The organism is Nostoc sp. ChiQUE01b, assembly GCF_034531255.1.
Taxonomy (GTDB): Bacteria; Cyanobacteriota; Cyanobacteriia; order Cyanobacteriales; family Nostocaceae; genus Nostoc.
Map to the genome: position 1 here is coordinate 237,688 of NZ_JAVRBM010000001.1, position 24,674 is coordinate 262,361.

General features: G+C 42.2%; 14 protein-coding genes. 8 read left to right on the forward strand and 6 right to left on the reverse strand.

The genetic code is table 11. From position 1 onward, the window contains the following. The first annotated feature begins 1,088 nt into the window (after positions 1-1,088). From RMY63_RS01015 to RMY63_RS01035, 5 genes are all read left to right on the forward strand, one after another. The gene (locus RMY63_RS01015) at positions 1,089-2,318 is read left to right on the forward strand and encodes a sedoheptulose 7-phosphate cyclase (RefSeq protein WP_322726902.1); all 1,230 of its coding nucleotides are present in this window, start codon (positions 1,089-1,091) and stop codon (positions 2,316-2,318) included. 4 nt (positions 2,319-2,322) lie between these two features. Continuing rightward, complete coding sequence (locus RMY63_RS01020; protein ID WP_322726903.1) at positions 2,323-3,156, forward strand: O-methyltransferase; 834 nt, start codon at positions 2,323-2,325, stop codon at positions 3,154-3,156. Positions 3,157-3,215: 59 nt separating this feature from the next. Continuing rightward, the gene (locus RMY63_RS01025) at positions 3,216-4,613 is read left to right on the forward strand and encodes an ATP-grasp domain-containing protein (RefSeq protein WP_322726904.1); all 1,398 of its coding nucleotides are present in this window, start codon (positions 3,216-3,218) and stop codon (positions 4,611-4,613) included. 199 nt (positions 4,614-4,812) lie between these two features. After that, positions 4,813-5,865, forward strand: a complete 1,053-nt coding sequence (locus RMY63_RS01030; protein WP_322726905.1) for a D-alanine--D-alanine ligase — start codon at positions 4,813-4,815, stop codon at positions 5,863-5,865. A 234-nt stretch (positions 5,866-6,099) separates the two neighbouring features. After that, positions 6,100-7,011 carry a beta-1,6-N-acetylglucosaminyltransferase gene (locus RMY63_RS01035; protein ID WP_322726906.1) on the forward strand — a complete coding sequence of 304 codons (912 nt, stop codon included), beginning with the start codon at positions 6,100-6,102 and terminating at the stop codon, positions 7,009-7,011. Between the two features lie 582 nt (positions 7,012-7,593). On the opposite strand, the gene RMY63_RS01040 is transcribed toward RMY63_RS01035, so the two are convergent. After that, positions 7,594-8,397 (reverse strand): phytanoyl-CoA dioxygenase family protein, encoded by an 804-nt coding sequence (locus RMY63_RS01040; protein ID WP_322726907.1) that lies wholly within the window; start codon positions 8,395-8,397, stop codon positions 7,594-7,596. Between the two features lie 200 nt (positions 8,398-8,597). Further along, complete coding sequence (locus RMY63_RS01045) at positions 8,598-10,043, reverse strand: MFS transporter (protein WP_322726908.1); 1,446 nt, start codon at positions 10,041-10,043, stop codon at positions 8,598-8,600. A 646-nt stretch (positions 10,044-10,689) separates the two neighbouring features. Here RMY63_RS01045 and RMY63_RS01050 point away from each other — a divergent pair. From RMY63_RS01050 to RMY63_RS01060, 3 genes are all read left to right on the forward strand, one after another. Next, positions 10,690-10,890 carry a hypothetical protein gene (locus RMY63_RS01050; protein WP_322726909.1) on the forward strand — a complete coding sequence of 67 codons (201 nt, stop codon included), beginning with the start codon at positions 10,690-10,692 and terminating at the stop codon, positions 10,888-10,890. Next, positions 10,883-13,495 (forward strand): PAS domain S-box protein, encoded by a 2,613-nt coding sequence (locus RMY63_RS01055; RefSeq protein WP_322726910.1) that lies wholly within the window; start codon positions 10,883-10,885, stop codon positions 13,493-13,495. Before RMY63_RS01050 ends, RMY63_RS01055 begins: the two co-directional genes overlap by 8 nt. A gap of 856 nt (positions 13,496-14,351) precedes the next feature. Then, entirely contained in the window at positions 14,352-16,091 is a 1,740-nt protein-coding gene (locus RMY63_RS01060; protein ID WP_322726911.1) for an ATP-binding protein, read from the forward strand. A 152-nt stretch (positions 16,092-16,243) separates the two neighbouring features. Here RMY63_RS01060 and RMY63_RS01065 read toward each other — a convergent pair whose 3' ends face one another. The 4 genes from RMY63_RS01065 to RMY63_RS01080 all read right to left on the reverse strand — a co-directional run bounded on the left by RMY63_RS01065 (position 16,244) and on the right by RMY63_RS01080 (position 24,592). Further along, positions 16,244-16,630, reverse strand: a complete 387-nt coding sequence (locus RMY63_RS01065) for a type II toxin-antitoxin system VapC family toxin (protein ID WP_322727037.1) — start codon at positions 16,628-16,630, stop codon at positions 16,244-16,246. Beyond that, positions 16,630-16,851 (reverse strand): DUF2281 domain-containing protein, encoded by a 222-nt coding sequence (locus RMY63_RS01070; RefSeq protein ID WP_322726912.1) that lies wholly within the window; start codon positions 16,849-16,851, stop codon positions 16,630-16,632. The genes RMY63_RS01065 and RMY63_RS01070 overlap by 1 nt, the downstream gene beginning before the upstream one ends. A 342-nt stretch (positions 16,852-17,193) precedes the next feature. After that, the gene (locus RMY63_RS01075; protein WP_322726913.1) at positions 17,194-21,309 is read right to left on the reverse strand and encodes a filamentous hemagglutinin N-terminal domain-containing protein; all 4,116 of its coding nucleotides are present in this window, start codon (positions 21,307-21,309) and stop codon (positions 17,194-17,196) included. A 169-nt stretch (positions 21,310-21,478) separates the two neighbouring features. Then, entirely contained in the window at positions 21,479-24,592 is a 3,114-nt protein-coding gene (locus RMY63_RS01080) for a filamentous hemagglutinin N-terminal domain-containing protein (RefSeq protein ID WP_322726914.1), read from the reverse strand. Between the last annotated feature and the right edge of the window lie 82 nt (positions 24,593-24,674).

Consider the following 24,674-nt stretch of genomic DNA (forward strand, 5'->3'; position numbering starts at 1 on the left):
GGCGGATTGACTTAAATATATTTACAGATGTTATGATTTGTGTAGTACTTTTCAGTTATTAACTAGTAAATTATTTGCTGGTTTAAGCTGAAAAGGCTTAATTTAGGACTAGGAAGGCAATTTAAGCAAAGTTAGAAACCTTTAACACACACAACCGTTCCTTAAAAAAGTTAAATTTTTATTACTAGGATCTCAGATATTTAGATATATTTAAATCCTAATTTTCAGGAGTTGCTAAGACAGTTATGTTTATTACTGAGCAGTAAAATGACTGAATACAAAAGGGATTCTACTGATATTTTAACTAGAATACAGTGAGTCATCTTTGTTTTTAACCATTTTATGGTTTGAGACTAATGTAAAAAAACAGCAAGATAAGTATTAATTATGCCTGTAATATCAAATGTCAGCCTAGAGATAGACAATGAGAAACAATATGAGTAGTTTACTAAGGTATGAGTTTTGCAAAGTCTAACAATCGGAAAGTTGCTAGAGACAAACATATTGGTTGGAGTTAATAAAAATCAGGTAAACATCCTCTAAAAATCCACTGTTATTCTGAAGCAAATCTAATGTAGTGAGTTTAGTAATATAAGGTTTGAGACTAATGGTAAAAAACAGCGAACTAACGATTAATCAGGGTTCTAACCTCAAATTGAAGCTTGGAGATCAACGATACAATCAGTTGTCTAGGCTAGAATTTTTGCGGAATCGTACAGTTGGAAAGCCACTATATTTAAATATAGTGGAATAAATCTGAATTCAGATGAACTTCCCAAATTTAAAGTCAACAATCCACAGAAGGAGCAGGGAAGTATTATGTCAATACATTGCTAGTGGGGCTAGTTGACTTGTTTGAGGTTATGCCGAATTAAAGGTTAACCCATCTACAGAATTTACTCAAATGAATAGTGTTGTTTAAAAACATTGCCAGTCAGTAATAAACGTTAGCTTTTTATTGAAAGCTAATTTTGTCCTGTCTTTTATCTGAAAGGGTAAAAAGCATAGTTGCTTGCTGCATATATTCGGGTAAATCGCAATTCTTGCCGAAATCTCACAATTTTGTAATTGGAATCAGGTCAACACACATGAATAAAGTTCAAGCATCATTTGAAGCTACAGAAGCTGCATTTCACGTGCAAGGTTACGAAAAAATCGATTTTAGTCTTGTCTATGTGAACGGTGCATTTGATATTAAAAACAGAGAAATAGCAGATAGCTATGCAAAATTTGGTCGCTGTCTGACTGTAATTGATGCCAATGTCCATGAACTTTATGGCGATCAGATCAAGTCATATTTTAGACACTATGACATTGAACTGACGGTATTTCCGATCATTATTACGGAGACAGCTAAAACCCTGGGAACGTTTGAAAAAATTATTGACGCTTTTTCAGACTTTGGCTTAGTTCGTAAGGAACCAGTCTTAGTCGTCGGTGGTGGTCTAATTACTGATGTGGCTGGGTATGCTTGCGCTTCTTACCGTCGCAAGAGTAACTATATCCGCATTCCTACCACGTTGATTGGTTTAATCGATGCAGGTGTAGCGATTAAGGTTGCAGTTAATCATCGTAAGGAAAAAAATCGCTTGGGAGCATATCATGCACCTTTGAAAGTGATCCTCGATTTCTCATTCTTGAAAACCTTGCCAACGGCTCAAGTTCGTAATGGGATGGCAGAATTGGTGAAAATTGCGGTAGTTTCTAACTCTGAAGTCTTTGAACTGCTATACGAGTATGGCGAAGAACTGCTTTCCACTCACTTTGGACATGTGAATGCAACACCGAAAATTAAAGAGATTGCTCATAAAGTCAACTACGAGGCAATCAAAACCATGTTGGAGTTAGAAACTCCTAACTTGCATGAAATAGACCTCGATCGCGTCATTGCCTACGGTCACACTTGGAGTCCTACCTTAGAATTAGCACCTCAGATACCCCTATATCATGGTCATGCGGTCAATATAGATATGGCTTTGTCTGCAACCATTGCAGCACAACGGGGTTATATTTCCACAGGAGAGCGCGATCGCATCTTAGACTTGATGAGTCGTATTGGTTTATCACTCGATCATCCTCTACTAGATGGCGATTTGCTCTGGTATGCTACCAAATCTATAAGCTTGACACGAGATGGCAAACAACGCGCAGCCATGCCTCGTCCGATTGGTGAGTGCTTCTTTGCCAACGATCTGACTCGTGAAGAACTTGATACTGCCTTAGCTGAACACAAACGTCTTTGTGCTAAATATCCTCGTGGCGGAAAAGGTGTTGACGCATACATTGAAAGTCAAAAAGCCAAGCTAGTAGGGGTCTGAAAATATGACCAGTGTTGTAGGACGAGAAACAGCTAGACCGATAACGCCACATAGCATCTTAGTAGCCCAGCTACAGCAAACCCTCAAATTAGCCCAAGAGAACAACATTCCTGTAGAGATATTAGATTCTTTACGGCAGGGTGTTCAATTAGCGGCGGGTTTAGATCCCTACTTAGATGATTACACCACCCCCGAATCGAGCGCATTAACAGCATTAGCGCAAAAAACAAGCATTGAAGACTGGAGCAAACGCTTCAGCGATGGTGAAACAGTGCGTCAACTAGAGCAGGAGATGCTCTCAGGACATCTGGAAGGACAGACATTGAAAATGTTTGTTCATATCACCAAAGCAAAGCGCATTCTAGAAGTCGGAATGTTCACAGGGTATTCAGCCTTAGCAATGGCAGAAGCATTACCAAGTGATGGGCAACTGATCGGTTGCGAAGTAGATCCTTATGTTGCTGAATTTGCTCAAGCTTGCTTTAGTGAGTCTCCCCACGGCAACAAAATCGTTGTGGAAGTAGCACCTGCCTTAGAGACACTCTACAAGCTGGCTGCAAGAAAAGAAGTATTCGATCTAATCTTCATTGATGCGGATAAAAAAGAGTATGTAGAGTACTTCCAGACTATTTTGGATAGTAACTTACTGACTCCCGACGGGTTAATTTGTGTGGATAACACATTGTTGCAGGGACAAGTTTACCTACCACCCGAACAACGCACCGCCAACGGTGAAGCGATCGCTCAGTTCAACCGTATTGTCGCCGCCGATCCTCGTGTGGAGCAAGTTCTGTTACCCATCCGAGATGGTATAACTCTAATTAGACGCGTGGTGTAACGAAGTTTGTAGAGACGTTGCATTGCAACGTCTTTACAATAAACACAAAGGAAAAACTTATGGGACAATCAATTTCCTTATCTCTGCCTCAATCTCCAACGTCATCAACGGGTGTTAGGGTAAAGGTAATAGCTCTACTCAAGACTCTCGGTACTCTGACATTATTACTAATAGCCTTGCCGTTCAATGCTTTGATAGTGTTGGTATCTTTGTTGTGGGGCATTGTGCGATCGCCGTTTACGAAAAAAGCTGTCGTAGCTGCTCATCCTCAGACGATCTTGGTGAGTGGAGCCAAGATGACTAAAGCATTGCAACTTGCCCGCTCCTTCCATGCCGCAGGGCACAGAGTTATTTTGATTGAAGGTCACAAATACTGGTTGTCTGGGCATAGATTCTCAAAGGCTGTAAATCGTTTTTATACAGTTCCGGCTCCGCAATCAGACCCAGAAGGTTATATCCAGGCGCTAGTAGAAATCGTTAAAAACGAAAAGGTTGACGTTTTTGTACCTGTATCCAGTCCTGTATCTAGCTACTATGAATCTTTAGCAAAGGCTGCATTATCAGAATACTGCGAAGTTTTTCACTTTGATCCAGATATAACCAAGATGTTGGATGATAAATTTGCCCTTACCGATCGGGCGCGATCGCTTGGTTTATCTGTCCCCAAATCGTTTAAAATCACAGATCCTCAACAAGTTATCAATTTCGATTTTAGTCAAGAAAGCCGCAAATATATTCTTAAAAGTATTGATTACGACTCCGTTCGCCGCTTAAATTTAACCAAACTTCCCTGCGACACCCCAGAAGAAACAGCAGCCTTTGTCAACAGTTTACCCATCAGTCCTGAAAGACCTTGGATTATGCAAGAGTTTATTCCTGGTAAAGAATTATGCACACATAGTACAGTGCGGGATGGGGAATTAAGATTGCATTGCTGTTCAGACTCTTCTGCTTTTCAAATCAACTATGAAAACGTCGAAAATCCCCAAATCCGTGAATGGGTGCAACACTTCGTCAAGAGTTTGGCTCTGACTGGGCAAGTTTCTTTCGACTTTATCCAAGCTGAGTACGGTACAGTTTACGCCATTGAATGCAATCCCCGTACCCATTCGGCAATTACAATGTTTTACAATCATCCTGGTGTTGCAGACGCCTATCTTGGTAAAACTCCCCTAGCTGCACCTCTGGAACCTCTAGCAAGTAGCAAACCCACTTACTTCCTATATCACGAAATCTGGCGACTAACTGGTATCCGTTCCTGGAAACAATTGCAAACATCGGTTAATACTCTAGTGCGGGGTACTGATGCTATTTACAATCTTGATGACCCCATACCATTTTTGACTTTGCATCATTGGCAGATTCCCTTACTTTTGCTGAAAAATCTGCAACAATTCAAAGGATGGGTAAAAATAGACTTCAACATTGGCAAACTAGTGGAATTAGGTGGCGATTAAAATAATTCGTAATTCGTAATTCGTAATTCGTAATTAACCACTTTTAGATACAGAACTGCTATATGTAGCCTTTACTAATCACAGAGGTACATCATAGCCCTCTCCTCGCTTGCGGGGAGGGGGTTGGGGGTGGGGTTCTTATAGCCCACTCAACTGAGAACCGCTATATAAATACTAACAATACATAGGAAGATGAATCATGTCAGTACTTCGTATCCTTCATTTAGTTGGGTCTGCATACAATGATTTTTACTGTGATTTGTCACGCCTTTACGCCCAAGATTGTCTCGCAGCAACGGCAGATCGATCGCACTATGACTTTCAGATTGCATACATCACACCAGATCGCCACTGGCGATTTCCTGTTTCTCTCAGCCCTGAAGATATTGCTGACACCAAACCGATGACTCTGGCTGATGCCATACAGTTTATAACAGCACAAAACATTGACATCATGTTACCACAAATGTTTTGTATCCCTGGAATGACTGAATATCGCGCTTTATTCGACTTGCTGAAGATCCCTTACATCGGCAATACTCCAGATATCATGGCAATAACGGCGCACAAAGCCAGAACCAAAGCAATTGTCGAAGCAGCAGGGGTAAAAGTGCCTCGTGGAGAACTGCTTCGTCAAGGAGATACGCCGACAATTGCACCTCCAGCGATCGTTAAACCCGTAAGTTCCGATAACTCTTTAGGGATGGCCTTAGTCAAAGAAGCTGCTGACTATGACGCTGCTCTCAAGAAAGCCTTTGAATACGCTTCAGAGGTCATTGTAGAAGAATTCATCGAACTCGGTCGAGAAGTCAGATGCGGCATCATTGTCCAAGACGGTGAGCTAGTGGGTTTACCCCTTGAAGAGTATTTGTTAGACCCCCACGAAAAACCCATCCGCAGGCATGCTGATAAACTCCAACAAACAGACGATGGCAACTTGGGTTTTGCTGCTAAAGATAATAAGAAGTCTTGGATTGTAGACCCGAACGACCCGATCACCCAAAAGGTTCAACAAGTGGCTAAAAAGTGTCATCAGGCTTTGGGTTGTCGCCACTACAGTTTATTTGACTTCCGCATCGACCCAGAGGGACAACCTTGGTTTTTAGAAGCAGGGTTGTATTGTTCTTTTGCCCCCAAAAGTGTGATTTCCTCTATGGCCAAAGCAGTGGGAATCCCTTTAGATAAGTTATTAATGACGGCTATCAATGAAACGTTGGGCAGTAATCAAAAGGCGTTGCAGAATTGCTCGTGAATTTCTCGTCAGAGGTTTTTCTGTTTGTAGTAGGTAGGAGAGCGATCGCTAATTAAGAGTCGGTTGAGGTAGCGCGATCGCTTTCAAAAGTTTTTAGTTCCTAATTTTATGATTCGATTTATTTTCCACAACTTAAAGCAATTGCCTTCCCTTCTCCTATAGTCGCTGCTGCGCGAACAAAAACACTAATGCTTTCCGAGACAAATCTTTTCAAGAGCCATATAACTTAAGCAAATGTCTAATTCTCCTAGTAATCCGATAGGTTTTATTTTACTAACTCATACGAAACCTCAACAAATTTACAGGCTAATAAATAAGTTAAATAGGATGTTTAATTATCCTGTAATTGTGTGCCATCATGATTTTTCAAAATGTGATTTATCTGTAGATAGTCTCTCAAAAAATGTTTTACTAGTACACCCTCACTTACAGACTGAGTGGGCAGACTTTTCTGTTGAAGAGGCTACATTACAAGCACTTAAACTAATGTTCGAGGTATCAGATGCACCAGATTGGTTTGTATTACTCAGTGGAGCAGACTATCCCATTAAAACCGCAAGGCAAATATTGGATGATCTAGCCTCAAGTTCGTACGATGCTTATATTCAGTATGAACAAATCACATACGAGACTTATAAAAGTGATTTAAAACCAAATATGTTATGGCTGAAAAATTCCTATCAACGATACTGTACAAAATCGTTTTCTTTTCATTCCTCAAAAAAATACTTTGCTCAACTAAATATAGAAATACGTTTAGAACATCCTTTATTGACGAAAGCTTTTCTTCCTTTTTCAAAGAAGCTTGCTTGTTTCAGTGGAAGTCAATGGTTTTGTGCTAATCGCAAAGCTGCTGAGTACATTATCGATTTCCACGGACAGAGAAATGCCATAACTTTACATTACAGTAAGGTCAAACACGCAGACGAGGCGTATTTTCAAACTATACTTGCTAATGCACCTCACCTTAGACTAAAAAATGACCGTCGGCGATATATTGATTGGTCAACTGGAGGCCCTCATCCAAAAGTATTGCTAATGCAAGATTTGCCTAATCTGCTTGCATCATCTGCTCATTTTGCTCGGAAATTTGACATTGCTATAGATAGCAATATTCTTGATGAACTTGATAGGATTACATCCTAATGATCACCTAATATTTTGATAAACTCAGCTAAATAAATCCGGTTCTTCGGTTGCTACTAAGAGTTGAGGACAATAGACCTCTTGCAAAAGTCCCCTAAACCCCACCCCCAGCCCCTCCCCGCCTGCGGGGAACTCGGGGCCCCCTCTGGGGATTAGGGGCAGCAGGGTGGTTTCATACTAAAAAAGAAAAATACATAAGTCTTGATTTCTCGTTTTGTGTCCGGGCTTTTTCCCTCACTTCCATTCCTCTCCCCCACGGGGGGAGAGGCTTTGAAACCCAGTTTTAGTTTTTCTCTGCTTGTATGAAACCACCCTGCTCTGGGGATTAGGGGCAGGGAGACTTTGACGTAAGTCAAAGGCGGGGTGGGGTTCTTATTTTGGATTTCTGCAAGAAGTCTAATCTTTATAAGCGCATCCTTATCTCGTTCCCCAGTCTCCGACTGGGAATGCCCCTCATTGAGGCTCCGCCTCCCGAGCTCGCGGCAGAACCGCCAGGAGTAGCATTTCCAGCCTCTTGCTGAAAACGAGATTTTAAAAGGGTTTTGGCTTAAGTTGACACGAATGAGTAGTAGCAATTCCCAACTAGCGATGCAGTTCTACTCTAGGAAATATATCGCACTCTATCGGCTCACCAGGTTTTTTGGCTTTGAATGAATTAAATTCTGGTAAATCAATTTCCTCAAGAGGTCTGAAAGGCCATGCTTTCGGGCGGTGATAGTAAGTAACATCATCGCCAGTCCAATTAGTAACTACTGCACGTCGTTGTGTGGAAGATATGTTGGTTACTGAATGATGAATTGTTAGAAAATGATGAACCAAGCAATCTCCAGGCTCCATATCCCAAGACAAAATTTCGTGAGGTTCTGGCTCTGTAAACCAGGAGGGGTTTGATCCTTCACGTAACTCTTTGCCCCATCGATGAGAAGCTTTGATATACTCTAATCGACCATTTTCTTGGTTGACACTATCTAAAGCCAGCCAAATTTTACAACACTGCCAGCCTTGTATGGGCCAGTAAGGTAGGTCGTTATGCCAGCCGACACGGCTGTTTGCTTTCGGCTTTTTAACAAAGAAGCCGTCAGCCAAAAAGTTCAGTTTTTCTGATTTCAAGACTTGAGCAGCAAGCGTTGCTAGCGGAGATTCAAAAGCTAAAGCACGGAAATCGGCATCAGTAAGCCATAAGCTACTGGCATGTTCCACATGACCTTCTGATTTAGGGATGCCCTTAACTTCTAAAGGGCCAGGCATTAATACATTCTTGTCAACGGCTGTTCGCATCCGTTTTACCCAGATGTTATCCAAAACATTTTTGACGCAGATAACACCGTCTCGCTCGAAAGCTTCAACTTGTTGGGTGGTGATTTTTGATCTGTCTACCTTAAGCATTACGAAAAAACGAATAAAGTCAGATTTATGTAATAACAGATTTCTATAATCTGCTTTACTGACATTAACTTGGTCACTATGTTATAAATCTTTCTTACTGTATAGTAAAGATGTAAGTTAGCAGTTCTTCCTGTAGATAGATAAATCTACAGATTGAGTTCAATATTCTTTGTTCATATCCGTAACAAAGAATTTTCATTTTAGCTACCTAAATCTTCTTTAACAATGAGTGGCACAAGTGAAGCTAATCGTAATACACCAGATACAATAAATACTTCTGCTATGCCAAAAGAACCAGCAAATTGAGCGATGAAGCCACCGATAGTTGCTCCTAAAGCACCACTTGCTCCAGCAACAGCTGCTGCTGTTGCAAAATAGATAGACTGATTTTTTACTGGTGCAATCTCTATCTGGAGATTGTTGTTACACAAGTCAACTCCTCCCCAATTACCCCCAATGAAAATGTGTAATAGCGGCAACCACAGCCAGAGGTCGAGAGGACTAGAACCCATCTTCAGCCACAGCCAGGGTATGACGGCAATTAAAATTCCATTAAAAATTAGAATCGGACGATTGCCTATTTTATCTGCTAATCTACCCCACACGATCAGCATCAGCATGTGTGCCCCTGCTCGCAGGCTATTGTAGAAAGTTACCCAACTTACATCCAAGTTCAGGGTATCTAGCAAGTAGAGATTAAAAAAGGGGGCACTCAGGTTAACAGCAAACGTCCATGAGCCGAAATAAAGTAGAAACACCAAAAAATTAGAGTTTTTCCAAATGCTGCTATCTATCTGGTTTTGGGGAGTTGGCATTTGCGGCAGAGAGATTGTTTCAGATACCTCACTAGGTTCATTTGATGCCGAATCTGACTGAATCTCACTGGTTTGGGATGAGTTAGCATAATAAATATTTTGTAATTGAGGATTTATATCTACCTGGAAATACTGACACCCCAAGCTGACAATTCCAAAGATAATGCCTAAGAGCAAAATCACTCCGTAACCTTGGATAGGCCCCCCGTACCAATGTGATACAGCTAGACCGACTATTGGCAAACCGACCAACTCGGTTAAGTTAGCAAGGCTATTGCGTAGCCCGAAATATCTACCTCGTAATTGCCGTGGGACTAACATTGCCATCCAACTCAACCAAGAAGCAGCTCCTAGTCCTCCTAAAAAATGGCTGCATACGAGAATCACAAGCGACAATATCACTAATTGGTTGGAATTCAGCCCTCCCCAACTAAAGCTAACAATGCCAATTACTAGAATCAGCCATAGTAGCCGACCAATCCCATGAGTGCGAAGGGAATAGTGAAAACGGCTAGTGCTGCGTTCAGACAAATAAGCACCCATCGGCTGAAAGAGATTCACTAACATGGGGATAGAACTCACCATACCAAATACCACTGGACTGGCATCTAACCCCACTAAGAAATTACCTAGTAAAATTCCGCCAGTACCAATAGAGAAAACTGCTGCAAAAACACCATCGGCAGTAGAAGCCCTCAAACTTGTGCGAATAGCATCTTTAGAAATACGAGGGCTGAATGTTGAGTTAGGAGAAAGTGTTGTTGATGGTGAGGCAATCTGAGCAATTTCTATAGAAAGAGGTGCACCTGTTTCAATTTGAGAAGAATCCATAAATCTGTATTTAAGAAAATAATTAGGATTTACGCATCATATATATGTACTATACTAACTTTAGGCTTTTAAGATGTGTCTAGTATCATGTCTGGTTAAAGGCTTATCGTTAAAAACTCACAAATAGACCTCTTGCAAAAGTCCCCTAACACCCCACCCCCAACCCCTCCCCGCACGCGGGGAGGGGAGAATTTGAGGTGAGTCAAAGGCGGGGTGGGGTTCTTTTTTTGATTTATGCAAGAAGTCTAATGATTTAGGACTGCTACATAACACCCAAAAGAGTAAATATACAACTAAATAAGAGTTACAGTCAGCATTTGAATTGTTCCTAAAATTAGGGTTTGTTGTTTCAAGATATGAGAATAAGCTGATGTGTAGATACTTTGACGCACAGACACGGAGATGCTATTTGAATGACGATTAGCTAACTACAAAATTTTATTAATTAATCCCCTATTAGACATTTCTAGAAATTAATTATTATCCATAAACCTTGTAGAGACGTAGCAGTGATATATCTTTATATTCTCTTTGCATTCCTTGGCGTTTAAAAAAGCTACGAATTTATGCAAAACTGTACTTAGTGTTCAGAAAAAGATGAAACTTTTGCCTCAAAGTGACTCAGCACTCCTGAACTGATCGCTCTTTGACAAATGGTTCACCCGATTGGGTGAATGCGATCGCAGCATCCAGAACTACTCTGAAAGTAGAGCCACTTTTTTTGTTGTTAGCGATGTCTACGGCGGGCTACGCCTACGCGCTGACAGCTAAAAACTTTTACAATGGCTATGATTGCCTTGAATATTATGCCAATTGCTTATATATCAAAGGGTCTAAGAGTGGATGAAATTGTAAAATCACCGCATAAACCAGATTTTCCACCAGAGAAAATCACTCTGTTGGAAACAATTGCTGCCAATTTACCAGGAATGATTTTCCAAATTCTGCAACGGCAGGATGGTTCTGTATTTATCCCTTATATTAGTTCTGGTTGTAAATACTTGTATGAATTAGAACCAGAGGCTGTACAGGCAGACTTTCAGGTGTTATACAAACTGATTCATCCACAAGATATAAAAGCTTTTACAGAATCTATTGCTGTTTGTCGCACGACTCTTGCACCTTGGCATTGGGAAGGTCGGATTGTTACGCCTAGTGGCAAACTTAAATGGATTCAAGGTACTTTACAACCCGAATTACAAGCAGCAGGTGATTTTCTTTGGCATGGCTTGGTTATAGATATTACAAACCGAAAACAAGCCGAAGAAAAATTGCAAGAAAGTGAGGCACGGTATAAAGCAATTTTGGATGCTATCCCCGATTTGATGTTTCGCATCAGCCGCGATGGCGAATATCTAGATTTGAAAAGTGAGGGCGCAAATATCACTCTTTCGAGAGAAGAAATAGTTGGAAAAAATTTGCAAGAGTTATTGCCGAGTGATGTTGCGGCGATTAGCCAAGTAGCGATCGCTAAAACTTTAGATTCTGGAATTTTGCAAAGTTGTGAATATCAACTACCAACATATTTGGGAATCAGAGATTATGAGGCGCGGTTGGTAGTGAGTGGCGCAGATGAGGTACTAGCAATTGTCCGAGATATCACAGATCGTAAACAAGGGGAAGTCGCCTTACAAAATCTTGCTCAAAAATTTGCGAAAGCTTTTAGTTGTAGCCCCGATTCAATTACGATTAGCACGCTGCAAGATGGACGCTTTATCGAAGTTAACGACAGTTTTGTGAATCTTTCAGGTTATGGGCGAGATGAGGCAATTGGTAAAACTTCTTTTGAATTAAATCTTTGGGTAGACGATCGCGATCGCTTAAACTTAGTGCAAGAGTTGCAAAGCACGGGAGTCGCTCGTAACTTGGAAATTGAATTTCGGCAAAAATCTGGTGAGCTAATTACAACCCTGCTGTCAGCCGAAGTCATTGATTTGGATGGTGTTCCTGCCATTTTAGCAGTGCATCACGACATTACAGAACGCAAACAAGTAGAAGCACAATTACGCCTTTGTGCCCAACGCGATCGCTTGTTGGCAGAAACCTTGGTGCGAATTCGGTCTTCGCTTAACTTAGAGGAAATTCTTCAAACCACCGTGACAGAAGTTAGGCAATTTCTCCAAGCAGATCGAGTTTTTATTGGTTTAAATAATGCTAATTTAGGAGTCAGAACTCTTGCTGAATCAGTAGATCCCAAATATCCATCAGTCTCAGGTTGGTCTACTAATGATGAAGCTTATTTACAAGAATTACGAAATTTACTAAAAGATAATCTTGTGCGTGTCGTTGAAGACGTAACGCAAATGACAGTATCTCCTAAAGTCAAAACGCATTTTCAAAAATTCCAAACCAGGGCGACTTTAACTGTACCAATTATGCTAGGTAATGAATTATTTGGTGCATTAATTGCCAATCAATGCTCAGGGCCGCGTGATTGGCAGTCAATAGAAATTGATTTGTTACAGCAGATGTCACAACAGGTAGCGATCGCGATTCAACAAAGCCAGATATGCCAAAAGCTAGCAGAACTCAACACTAATTTAGAACACCAAGTTCAAGAACGGACAGCACAGTTGCAGCAGAAAATGCAAGAAGTTGAAAATTTGCATCGTGTCAAAGATGTAGTTTTGCATACAGTTGCCCACGATTTACGAACTTCCGTGATGGGTAACTTGATGGTATTAAAGAATTTGTTAAATCAGGGAGTGGGGAGTGGAGACTGGGGGCTAGGGACTGGGAATCAAGGACAAGGGAGAATTATTGAAAAAGTCTCTTCCCAATTCCCAATGCCCAATCCCCAATGCCCAATCCCCAATGCCCATTACCCCTTATCCCCTTCAGGGGCCCCACCTTCCCCAATTCCAATATCTCGCTCAATCATCGAGCGAATGATTCAGGGCAACGATCGCCAACTGACAATGATTAACTCATTGCTAGAAATTAATTCTTGTGAAAAACAGGGTATTGAGATCAAACTCGAACCTGTGCAACTGAGTAGCCTACTGGGCGAATGTTCCTCCCAGTTGGAACCCATGCTGACACAAAATCAAGCGACTTTGAAGAACTTGGTTCGGGCAGACTTACCGTTAGTAATGGCAGATGGGACTCGATTGCAGAAAGTTTTGGTAAATTTGATCGCACATAGCTTGCACAATAATCCGCCAGGGTTAAATTTTACTCTGAGTGCCATCGTTGAGGGGGGAATGATTCGCATTCAGATTCAAGATGACGGTGTGGGAATGAGTAAAGTAGAGTGCGATCGCCTCTTCGATCTCCATGTCCGCGATCCTCAAGATTGTTGTTCTACAAGCATTGGCTTAAAAATGTATCTTTGTCGGAAAGTTCTTAAAGCGCATGGCGGCGAAATCGGGGTTATGAGTAACCGCAAGCGTGGGTTAACTTTCTGGTTTACACTACCTCTGTTCACTTCATCCGCAACAAATCGCCCTTGAAGAAGAATTCAGAAGTCAGAACAAGAAAGTGGGGGATTCAGACCCGCCACTTTCTTGTTGACCGTGCCAATTTTAGATTTTAGATTTGGGATTTTGGATTGGGGTTTTTCGGTTCAAGCCCCGCCCCTTGTGGGCGGAACAAATCTAAAATCGTTAATCTAAAATCCCCAAGCCCCGACCCTTGTGGGCGGGGTTAATCCACGCATACGCTCTCTACGAGACGCTCTTGCTAGCTTGCAACTCTTACAGAGTAAGCGGACTCGCTAACGCTTCGCTATCGTAAATCTAAAATCCAAAATCGTTTGACCACTAAATCAAAGATTTAGTGGGGGTCTTAAACCCATTCAGGACTTACGCAAGATATGCCTGAAAACCTGATTATTGCGTAGCGGTAATTCATGAATTACCGCTACTTTCGTTATGTTTTGCGTAAGTCCTACCATTTATATTATGTCCGCTTGATTACTTATTAAACCCGAAGAATCCCACCCCGCCAAAGCGACGCTTTGTCTCCCCTCCCCGCTTGCGGGGAGGGGATTAAGGGGAGCCAGTGCGGTCTTCTCCCAAGGGGAGACGCCAAGGGCGATAGCGCCGGCGGCAAGCGAGTCATCGAGCGTCTGGGGTCTCCCCAAGTGGAGCATCTGGCGTGTGGGGTGCAATGACTGTGGAAATCATAACTAATTATGCGGACATAATATTATTCATCCGCCAGTCGCACAGAATTCAATTCTGAATTCTGGCTCCTGACTCCTGAATTCTGTTTTGATAAATTACCAAAAAATGAGAGGGTGTTATTTATGGCAATGTTGAGTAAAGGAAACACCCTCAAGGTATGGGCAAAGTTGCTCGGATGCTAATGGCTACTCCATTTACAACAGTGCAAAGCTGGTGGAGAAAAACCTTTTCTGCACCAACAACAGATGAAATCACCACTCTTTACAGAGCTTGGCGTAATCGTTTCTTGTGGCAGAGATTACGTTTATGGTTATGGCTGGCGCTGATTTGTCTATTGTCTTTTACTTTGCGAGACATTTACAGCCTGTTTTTTCCTTTTGCAGAGTTGCAGCAACTGCCAGAAGTACTGAGAACTCAGCGCTTGGTAATTAATGTTGCAATGCTTGCGAGTATAATTATTTGCTTTGCCTTACATAAAACTAAATTAGGTCGTCATCGTCCAGATTTATTATTTTTGGGGTCTTCTTGGTCAATTAGTTTAGCATCACAGTTGTTTGCAACTCTTAGTGGTTTTGCGCTACCCGATACCATTGGTTGGTCGCTGTTGTTTTTGAGCCAAGCTGTGTTGATGCCTGTTTGCTGGATTCTTCACTTGCTGACTCAACTGAGTGTGCTGATTTACTATTTTGGTGTGAATACAGCACTTGGGCTAAATACACCAGTCCCCAATCACCCAGGAATATATGATGTAACGTTCATTTTATACATTTTCTGGTTTTGTACTATATGTGACATTGGTGTTTATCTGTACGATCGCCTGCAACGTTCTGAATTTTTCGCTCGTCAAGAACTGGAATCTGCCTACCAAAAACTCAAGGTTGCCGAAGTTAAATATCGCAGCATTTTTGAAAACGCCGTTGAAGGGATTTTTCAAAGCAGTCCTGATGGACATTACATTACAGCAAATCCTGCTTTAGCGAGGATTTATGGCTACTCCTTACCGCAGGAAGTGACAGCAAACTTCACTGATATTGAACAATTGTACGTCGATCCGAACCGTCGGGCAGAATTTGTGCGCCTGATGGAAAAGTATGGCAGTGTTTCCGAGTTCGAGTCCCAAATTTATCGCCAAGATGGGAGTATTGTCTGGATTTCAGAAAAAGCCTACGCAGTCCGTGACGAACATGGACAACTGCTTTACTACGAAGGTTTAATTGAAGACATTACCCAGCGCAAGCAAACTGAAGAAGAACTACGAGTATTTTTCCATGCAGTTTCCCACGACTTACGCAACCCAGTACTAGGTACTTTAATGGTACTGAAGAATTTGCTTGCCCGTTCAAAGGAAAATATTGCGATTTCCCGCTCAATTTTAGAGCGGATGATTCAAAGTAGCGATCGCCAACTGAACTTAATTAATTCATTGATGGAAGCTCATCTCAGCGAGGTGCAAGGTGTTGTTTTACAACGTCAAACCGTACAATTACTGACAGTTGTCGAAGCTGCGATCGCTGATTTAGAGCCATTACTAGTACAAAATCAAGCCAAGCTGACAAATTTGGTATCCGCAGATTTGCCATTAGTGAATGCCGATCCCACGCAACTATGGCGAGTTTTTTCTAACTTAATCGTCAACGCTCTCAAACATAATCCCCCGGAATTGCTTTTAACAATCAATGCTACCCGTAAGGATGAGATGATTTATTGTACTGTTAGTGATGATGGTGTAGGAATTAGTCAACAACAAAGCGATCGGCTTTTTGACCTTTACTTTCGGGGTAGAAGTATCGGCAATTCTGTAAGTTTAGGATTAGGATTGTATCTGTGTAAGCAAATTATCCATGCTCACGGCGGCGAAATCGGTGTAAACAGTGAATTGGGTGCAGGGGCAACATTTTGGTTTACATTGCCTATTAGCTGACTAGGAGGTATTTGTTTGTCAAAACAGAATACATGCGTCAGTCGCCAGAATGGGCTAAACGCCTCGCTACCGCTAACAGAATGAATTTTGAACGAAAAAGCGGATAGCGCAGCGTTAGCGAGTAATCGAGCGTCTGAATCAGGGGGCAATTTTCACGTCCACAAACATTGCACTGGATAAGCCGCAAACGTGCTATCACGACTGACGATTATCAGGGCATGGTGCATTGCTTGGGCAATCAGAATGCGATCAAACGGATTACGGTGATGGAGTGGCAACGCCAGATAATATTCTAAATCTGCAACACTAATGGGCAGAATATCAATGTCAAGCTCGTGCAAAAGTGTGGTTAGAGCTTGCAAGGAATAATCAAGTTCCAGCTTTCCTAATCCAATTTTGATGGATATCTCCCAAAGGCTAGCGATGCTGAAGCACAACTTGGTATCAGGGGATTCAATTATACTTCGAGCGCGATCGCTCAAGTTTGTGTCTCCTTTAATTAGCCACAGGACTGTATGTGTATCTACTAGAAAACCCATCACATATAGTCTTCGAGGTCATCAAGGGGCGCATCAAAGTCATCAGACATCCGAACTTTGCCTTGCCAAATCCCAAAAGCTTGCTGGCGGTTGGGGGGAGTTGCTGACAGCAGATTGCTCTGTGCCTGCTGTTGCAGCAGAGATTCGATGTAATCAAGAACATCCTGTTGGAGCGATTCAGGCAGTTGTTGGAGGTGTTCGAGGATAGTGGTTTCAAGCATCAGATCGCCTCCTATCTGGATCAAATCGCCTCTATAGGCATCTCAAATTTTAGCAATATTTTCGCAGCGTAGGCGTAGCCCGTCGCAGGCGTCGCATACTAGTTTCTCTTGAGAGCATCGCGTTTGTTGAGTGAATAATGGTTGTGCGATCGCCGTAAGGCAGATCCTTAAGAGACTGGACGTAAAAATTAGCAACTTTTTACTAATCATATCATGTCCGGGTAATTAGTTACGATTAAACTCCAAGCTGCATGATTTTTGTATGGTGCGATCGCATGATGGTGCATCCCATTTTGCAGATAACTGTGTATGCGATTTTTCCGATATGTGCAATATTTTGTTTTAACAACTTCGACTCAAAATTAATTGTCCATTGGGTAATCGATACAATCCTTGCGGTTCAATAATCGGGTCGCCTTTTTTCCAAGGACGTGGTGTTGGCTCTACACTACGTACATCACCAGTTGTGTAGGCTGAAGTTAACACATCTCCTGGAGTATAGCGTAAAGCACCAGAACCTGTAATGGTAAAAGAGTTTTCTTGTCGCTTGGTGGCGCGTGAAATGCAGCTATTGGCAATGAGTGCATTAGTATCGATAACGTTTGGTGATAATCCGGTGAAGCTATTTTGAATAGAACTGTTATCGGGTGTATTGATATTTGTTACACCAGAAACGCCTAATTCCGAACTGGCGGTAATATCACTTTTTTCGGTTAGTTTTGGACGTGACTCGATACCGAAGATACCTTGCGAGTTGATTTGAATGTTTCCACCACTTCCCGTAAAGGCGTTGGCTGTGATGTCGCTATTTTCACCAGGGACGGCGACGATAAATCTTGAGTTGAGATTGATGTTACCGCCATCGCCACCTAGTTTTTCTGTACCTGCGCTGGTGGAAATTTGAGCACCATGACGGAGTAAGAGGAAGTCGCTGTTGGCGTTGATATTACCACCGTTACCGGATGCAGATTCGGCGTTGAGTTTACCTTGATTGTCTAAGGTAATTTTGGGTGAGTTGATTTCGATGTCGCCTGTGATTCCTGAACCTGTGGAACTGACAAATAAGCCACTGTTAGCGCCGATATTTGCTACGTTGTCAGGAAAATTAGCAATGCGATCGCTATAATTAGAGTCACTACCGCTAATTATTAGCTTCTCATCAGCGTTGACAGTAATTTTACCTGCACGTCCATTGCTTGAGCTAATGGTGGTGAGTTGTCCGCCGTTGAGTGCTTCAAAAACATTTGCATTTACCGTAATATCGCCACCCTTTTGATTATTTCTAGTGCGTGCATCCAGTAAAGCGCCATCTGACACGCGAAAGATATTGGTGTTTACGTTAATATCGCCACCTTTGCCTTGAGAATTAGAATAAGTAAATGTGAATAAAGCACTAGATAATCCTGTCTCTTGATTGGTTCCAGAAACAGTTACTGTATCTTTTGCATTGATGCGAATATTCCCCGCATTTCCCTGTCCAAAAGTTGAGGCAACAAGTTGAGCGCCATCACTTAGAGACAAGTCACTAGAATCGATAAAAATGTTACCCCCATTCCCAACTGTTCCTGTGTCCACCAAGCTGAAAATCGCACTGAGAAAATCGTTTTTCTCCCCAGCAATATCAACAGCACCTGTTACTTTAACATTGACATTCCCCGCGTCTCCTCTTCCTGCTGGCTGGGTAGCAGATGCAGCACGAGTAATAGTTATCAGTTGAGCGCCATCAGTCAGTGATAAGGTTGCAGCATTGATGTCGATATTGCCTCCTTTACCTACGCCTCCTGCTTCGACTGCACTGAGGATGTAAGCGTTACCTGCAAGAAAAACAGCATTTTTTGCATCCACTGTCACATTGCCTGCATTTCCTTGTCCATAAGTTGAGGCATTAAGTAGAGCGCCATCACTTAGAGACAAGTCACTAGAATCGATAAAAATGTTACCCCCATTCCCAACTGTTCCTGTGTCCACTGAGCTGAAAATTGCACTGGAAAAACCGTTTTTCTTCCCAGCAATATCAATAGTACCTGTTACCAAAACATTGACATTCCCCGCATCCCCTCTTCCTGCTGGTTGAGTAGCAGATGCACCACGAGTAATGGTTAGCAGTTGAGCGCCATCAGTGAGTGACAGTGTTGCTGCATTGATGTCGATATTGCCTCCTTTACCTACGCCTCCTGCTTCGACTGCACTGAAGATGTCACCACCTGCAAGAAAAACAGCATTTTTTGCACCCACTGTCACATTCCCTGCATTCCCCTGTCCATAAGTTGAGGCTTCAATTTGAGCGCCATCACTTAGAGAGAATGAGCCAGAATCGATGGTAATGTTACCCCCATTGCCAACAGTCCCCGTTCCCACAATGCTGCGAATCCCACTGTGAAAATTGTTTTTCTCCCCAGCAATATCAACAGCACCTGTTACCAAAACACTGACATTCCCCGCATTTCCCTGTCCATAAGTTGAGGCAACAAGTTCAGCGCCGTCACTTAGAGAGAATGAGCCAGAATCGATAAAAATGTTACCCCCATTTCCAACAGTCCCCGTCTCCACATTGCTGCGAATCCCACTGGGAAAATCGTTTTTCTCCCCAGCAATATCAACAGCGCCTGTTACTAAAACATTGACATTACCCGCATCTCCTTTTCCTGCTGGTTGGGTAGCAGATGCTTCACGAGTAGCAGTTAGCAGTTGAGCGCCATCAGTGAGTGACAGGGTTGTAGCATTGATGTCGATATTGCCTCCTTTACCTACGCCTCCTGCTTCTACCGTGCTGAAAATGTCGCCACTCACAAGGTCAACAGCATTTTTTGCATCCACTGTCACATTCCCCGCATTCCCCTGTCCATAAGTTGAAGCTTCAAGTTGAGCGCCATTGGTCAGAGAAACTTTCTCAGATGTGATAGTAATATCTCCTCCAGAGCGTTTCTTTGTAAATTCCAGTGAAGGTATTGCAAAGGGTCTGACAGCGCTATATGCTCCACTAGAGACATTATTACTTCCTATTCCATCGAAGGAAATTGTATTTCCGGCTTCAATGGTGATATTTCCTGCATTACCTTGCCCAAAGGTTACAGCGTGTATTATAGAACCATTGCTGACAAAAACAGAGTCATCAGCATTAATTTGAATATTTCCGGCGCTACCTTTTCCAAGAGTGCTTGTAGCTATTTGAGCACCATTAGCAAGGGAAAGCGATCGCGCTCTAATATTTATATTAGCCCCATTTCCTATACCTAAAGGACCAACAGCACTAAGTACTCCACTGTTAGTTCCTGAAAATGAAACTTTGTCTTTTGCCAAGATAATGACATTTCCTGCATCCCCTTGTGCGTTTGAAGCAGAACCTATCTGGGCATTGCCGATAACGTTAAGAGAGCCTGTGTTGATGATTACATCTCCTAAAGTTCCAGAACCTTGCGACAATATATTTGATATTTGGCTAGAAGTATCTGTAGAGCTTGTACCATCAATTGTCACTGTGTCTGTAGCATTAATTGCAATATTTCCTGCCTTACTGTCAACCTCACCGGATACTACCCCAGCAGTGAGTCTACTAACTTCCGAAATATTTAGGTTTCGAGCATTTACAGCAATACTACCGCCACCTCCAGCAGCTACATTTACGTAAGCACCGTTGGTAAGTGAAATATCCCCCCGTCCAACTCCACTGGGAAAACTCAAACTCAAACTATTGCCACTTCCCTGAATACCAATACTTCCCGCTTCCACTAACCCCCCTAATTCAACTCTCCCGCCATAAGCATTTAACTGGCCACCATCCATGCTGACATTACCGCCCACTAGCAGCAAACTTTTACCATCAGGTACTCGTAAACCAGATGCATTAAAACCTGCTGGGTCTGTTCCGGCTCGTGCAATTGAGTTATTTTGAATCACTGCACCTTGATTAATCTGATTAAAGAACAACGCCGAAGGATTTACCGTCAACAATGGTGGTGCTTGAGGATTGGTGGCACTGAAAATACCTTGATTCCCAAATTGCACTCCATTGGCTGTTGTCCCAACAAAACTCCCCTGCACATCTAACCGCGCATTCTGCCCAAATAAAATTCCATTGGGATTAATCAAAAACAAATTTGCTGCACCATCAACTCCCAATGTCCCGAAAATATTTGATGCATTTCTACCTGTTACCCGCGTCAATATATTTTCTATTCCAGTGGGGTTAGCAAAATAGACTCGTTGCCCATTTTCGATATTAAACTCGCTGAAACTATGAAAAAGATTGCTGCCGCGTATTGCACCACCATCAATTTTGTCGCCCAGTATGCCATTAATTATCAAATTTTGATTGAGTCGAGAAGCTTCTGCACCCAGAGTATTATCGGGTGTGATTTGTGCCTGGGCTGGCGAAGCTTGGCTGAATGCAGTGGATATTAGGCATAAACAAAGAAGACTTTTAATACTGGCTTTTTGAGGATGATGTGCTTGATTCATAAATAATTTACCTTGGATAAATTCAAATAAAATCCACAATCAGGTAAACGACTAGGTAATGCATTCACCTATAGTTGCATGATTTTTGTATCGGATAATTGCATGATTGTGTGTCCCATTTTGCAGAAAACTGTGTATGCGATTTTTCCGATATGTGCAATATTTCGTTTTAACAACTTCGACTCAAGATTAATTGCCCGTTGGGTAATTGATACAATCCTTGTGGTTCAATTATTGGGTCGCCTTTTTTCCAAGGACGTGGTGTTGGCTCTACACTACGTACATCACCAGTTGTGTAGGCTGAAGTTAACACACCTCCTGGAGTATAGCGTAAAGCACCAGAACCTGTAATCGTAAAAGAGTTTTCTTGTCGCTTGGTGCCGCGTGAAATGCAGCTATTGGCAATGAGTGCGTTGGTATCAATCGCGTTTTGTGGTAATTCGGTGAGGCTATTTTGGATAGAACTGGTATCTGGTACATTAATTTTAATTACACCGGAAACGCCTAATTCCGAACTTGCGGTAATATCACTTTTTTGGGTTAGTTTTGGACGTGATTCGATACCGAAAATACCTTGCGAGTTGATTTGGATATTTCCACCAGTTCCAGTGAAGGCGTTAGCGCTGATATCGCTATTTTCTTTGGGAACTGCAAGGATAAATTTTGAGTTGATATTGATGTTACCGCCATTGCCACCTTTTTCGGCTGTACCTGCGTTAGTGGAGATTTGGCTATCATTGCGTAAGAGTAAGTATCGGGCAAGGTTTACGTTGATGTTACCGCCATCGGTTGAGGCTGCTTGAGCCGTTATTTGACTTTTATTGAGACCTAAAGTGTCAGCTTTGATGTTAATATCGCCTGCAATCCCTTCACCTAAACTACTAGAACTGATTGTTACACCATCTGTTACAAAAACATTTCCCGCTTGAATGTTAATATCCCCACCACGTCCAATTGCACCAGCACCAAGTCTGGTATTTATAAAACTATCCTTAGATATTGTCAATGCATCACTCGCATTAATATTTACAGTACCACCAATACCTTTACCAAGGTTGCTGGCAATTACTCCAGCGCCATTGTTGAGAAAGAATGACCCAGCCATAATATTGATTTTTCCACTATTCCCCTGTCCCCTATTGCTGGTAGTTACTCCAGCGCCATTGGTGAAAGAAACCAATGGCGCAAAGATTTGAATATCGCTACCATTGCCCCCAGCCCCTGATTCTACATCGGTGAATATCCCACTGTTTTTACCTGTAAAAGAAATGCTTTCCTGAGCTTTGACAGACACGAGTCCCGCATTTCCCTGACCCCCAGAATAGAAACCTGCTTGCAGTTGCGCCCTATCAGTTAAGGAAACTGTTCTCGCTGAAAGATCAATATTACCAACATTGCCTAAGGCTTGCTGTCCTTCAAGACTGCCAATATTGCTGGCAATCAAACTATTATTATTGGCGGAGATATTGTCTTGAGCTTGTACCAGTATATTACCTGCATTCCCCTGTCCAGTATTGCTGGTAGTTACTACAGCATTGTTGAGAAAGAATGACCCAGCTGTAATAGTGATTTTTCCACTACTCCCCTGTCCTGCATTGCTGGTAGTTACTCCAACGCCATTAGTAAAAGAAACCAATGGTGCAGAGATTTGGATATTGCTACCATTGCCCACAGCCCCTGATTCTACATCGGCAAATATCCCACTGTTTTTACCTGTAAAAGAAATGCTTTCCTGAGCTTTTACAGACACGAGTCCCGCATTTCCCTGACCCCCGGAATAGAAACCTGCTTGCAGTTGCGCCCCATCAGTTAAGGAAACTGTTCTCGCTGAAAGATCAATATTACCAACATTACCCAAGGCTTGCTGTCTTTGAGGACTGCCAATATTGCTGAGAATAAAACTATTATTGGCAGAGATATTATCTTGAGCCTGTAGCAGTATGTTACCTGCATTCCCCTGTCCAGAATTTGAGGCTTCAAGTTTAGCGCCATGAGTGAGTGAGAGTGAAGCTGCACTGATATCGATATTGCCACCATTACCCACACTTTCCCCTTCCACTGTGCTGAAGATAGCAGTATTTGCAAGGGAAACAGCATTTTTTGCACGTACTGTCACATTCCCTGCATTTCCCTGTCCAAAAGTTGAGGCAGAAAGTGCAGCACCATCTTGTAATGAGAATGAACCAGAACCTATAGTAATGTTACCCCCATTCCCTTTTGCTCCTGAGAGTACAAAATTTTCAATCCCGCTTCCAAAACCTGCAACTTTGATGTCTCCCGTAGCATTGAGGGAAATATCTCCTGCAACAGTTTCAGGTGTCCCTAAACCCGCCCCAATACCAGCAGAAAGGAAACTTCCGCCTAATATATCTAAATTTCGAGCATTAATTGCAATATTACCGCCTCCACCACCTCGCACATACACAAACGCTTGATTGGTAAGGGATACATCCGCTCGTGTCACATTCTCAGGGAACTTCAAGTTAAGATTATTGCTATCTACACCCAACGCTACAGTTCCTGCTTCTGCTAACCCTCCTAAGTCAATCTTCCCACCAGGAGCAAACAATACTCCACGATCTAGATTGATATTACCGCCAACCAAAGCCAAACTTCTACCAAGAGGAACTAGTAAAACACCGTTATTTTGAATTACTGCATTTTTATTAATCTGATTAAATAACAATGCCGAAGGATTCACCGTTAGCAATGGCGGTGCTTGTGCATTTGTCGCGCTAAAAACCCCCTGATTGCCAAACTGAATTGCATTCGCTGTTGTCGCTACAAACGAACCCTGCACATCCAAGGTGGCATATTTACCAAATACAATACCATTGGGATTAATTAAAAATAAATTAGGATTGGATGTGACACCAGTATGATTGAAAATACCTAAAATTCCAAAAATCTCCGAGCGATTCTGACCTGTAACGCGAGCTAGAATATTTTGAATGTCATTGCTAGGGTTTTGGAAATAAACGCCTCGAAGTTCGCCAACATTAAACTCTTGAAAGCTATGAAATAAGTTTACTTTGCGAATCGCCCCACCGTTAATTACATCAATCGGAAAACCAACATTATCAAAAGGTACAACAACAGAACTTTCAGCGCCAAGACTATTATCGGGGATGATTTTACTCTCAGCCAAAACAGGTTTTTCAGAAAGTGCAATACCTACAGTAAGCTCCGCTAACACACTTACACAGCCGCTCAATGCCACTATATTTAAGCAGCAAACTAAGGTATCTTTCCACGATACTTGAAAGTCCTTGAATAATTTCATTTTCCAGATTCAGAGGGTATTAATACTTGTATAGTCATCTGATCGTATCAGTAGAAGACTTTATACTATACATGAGTGAGAT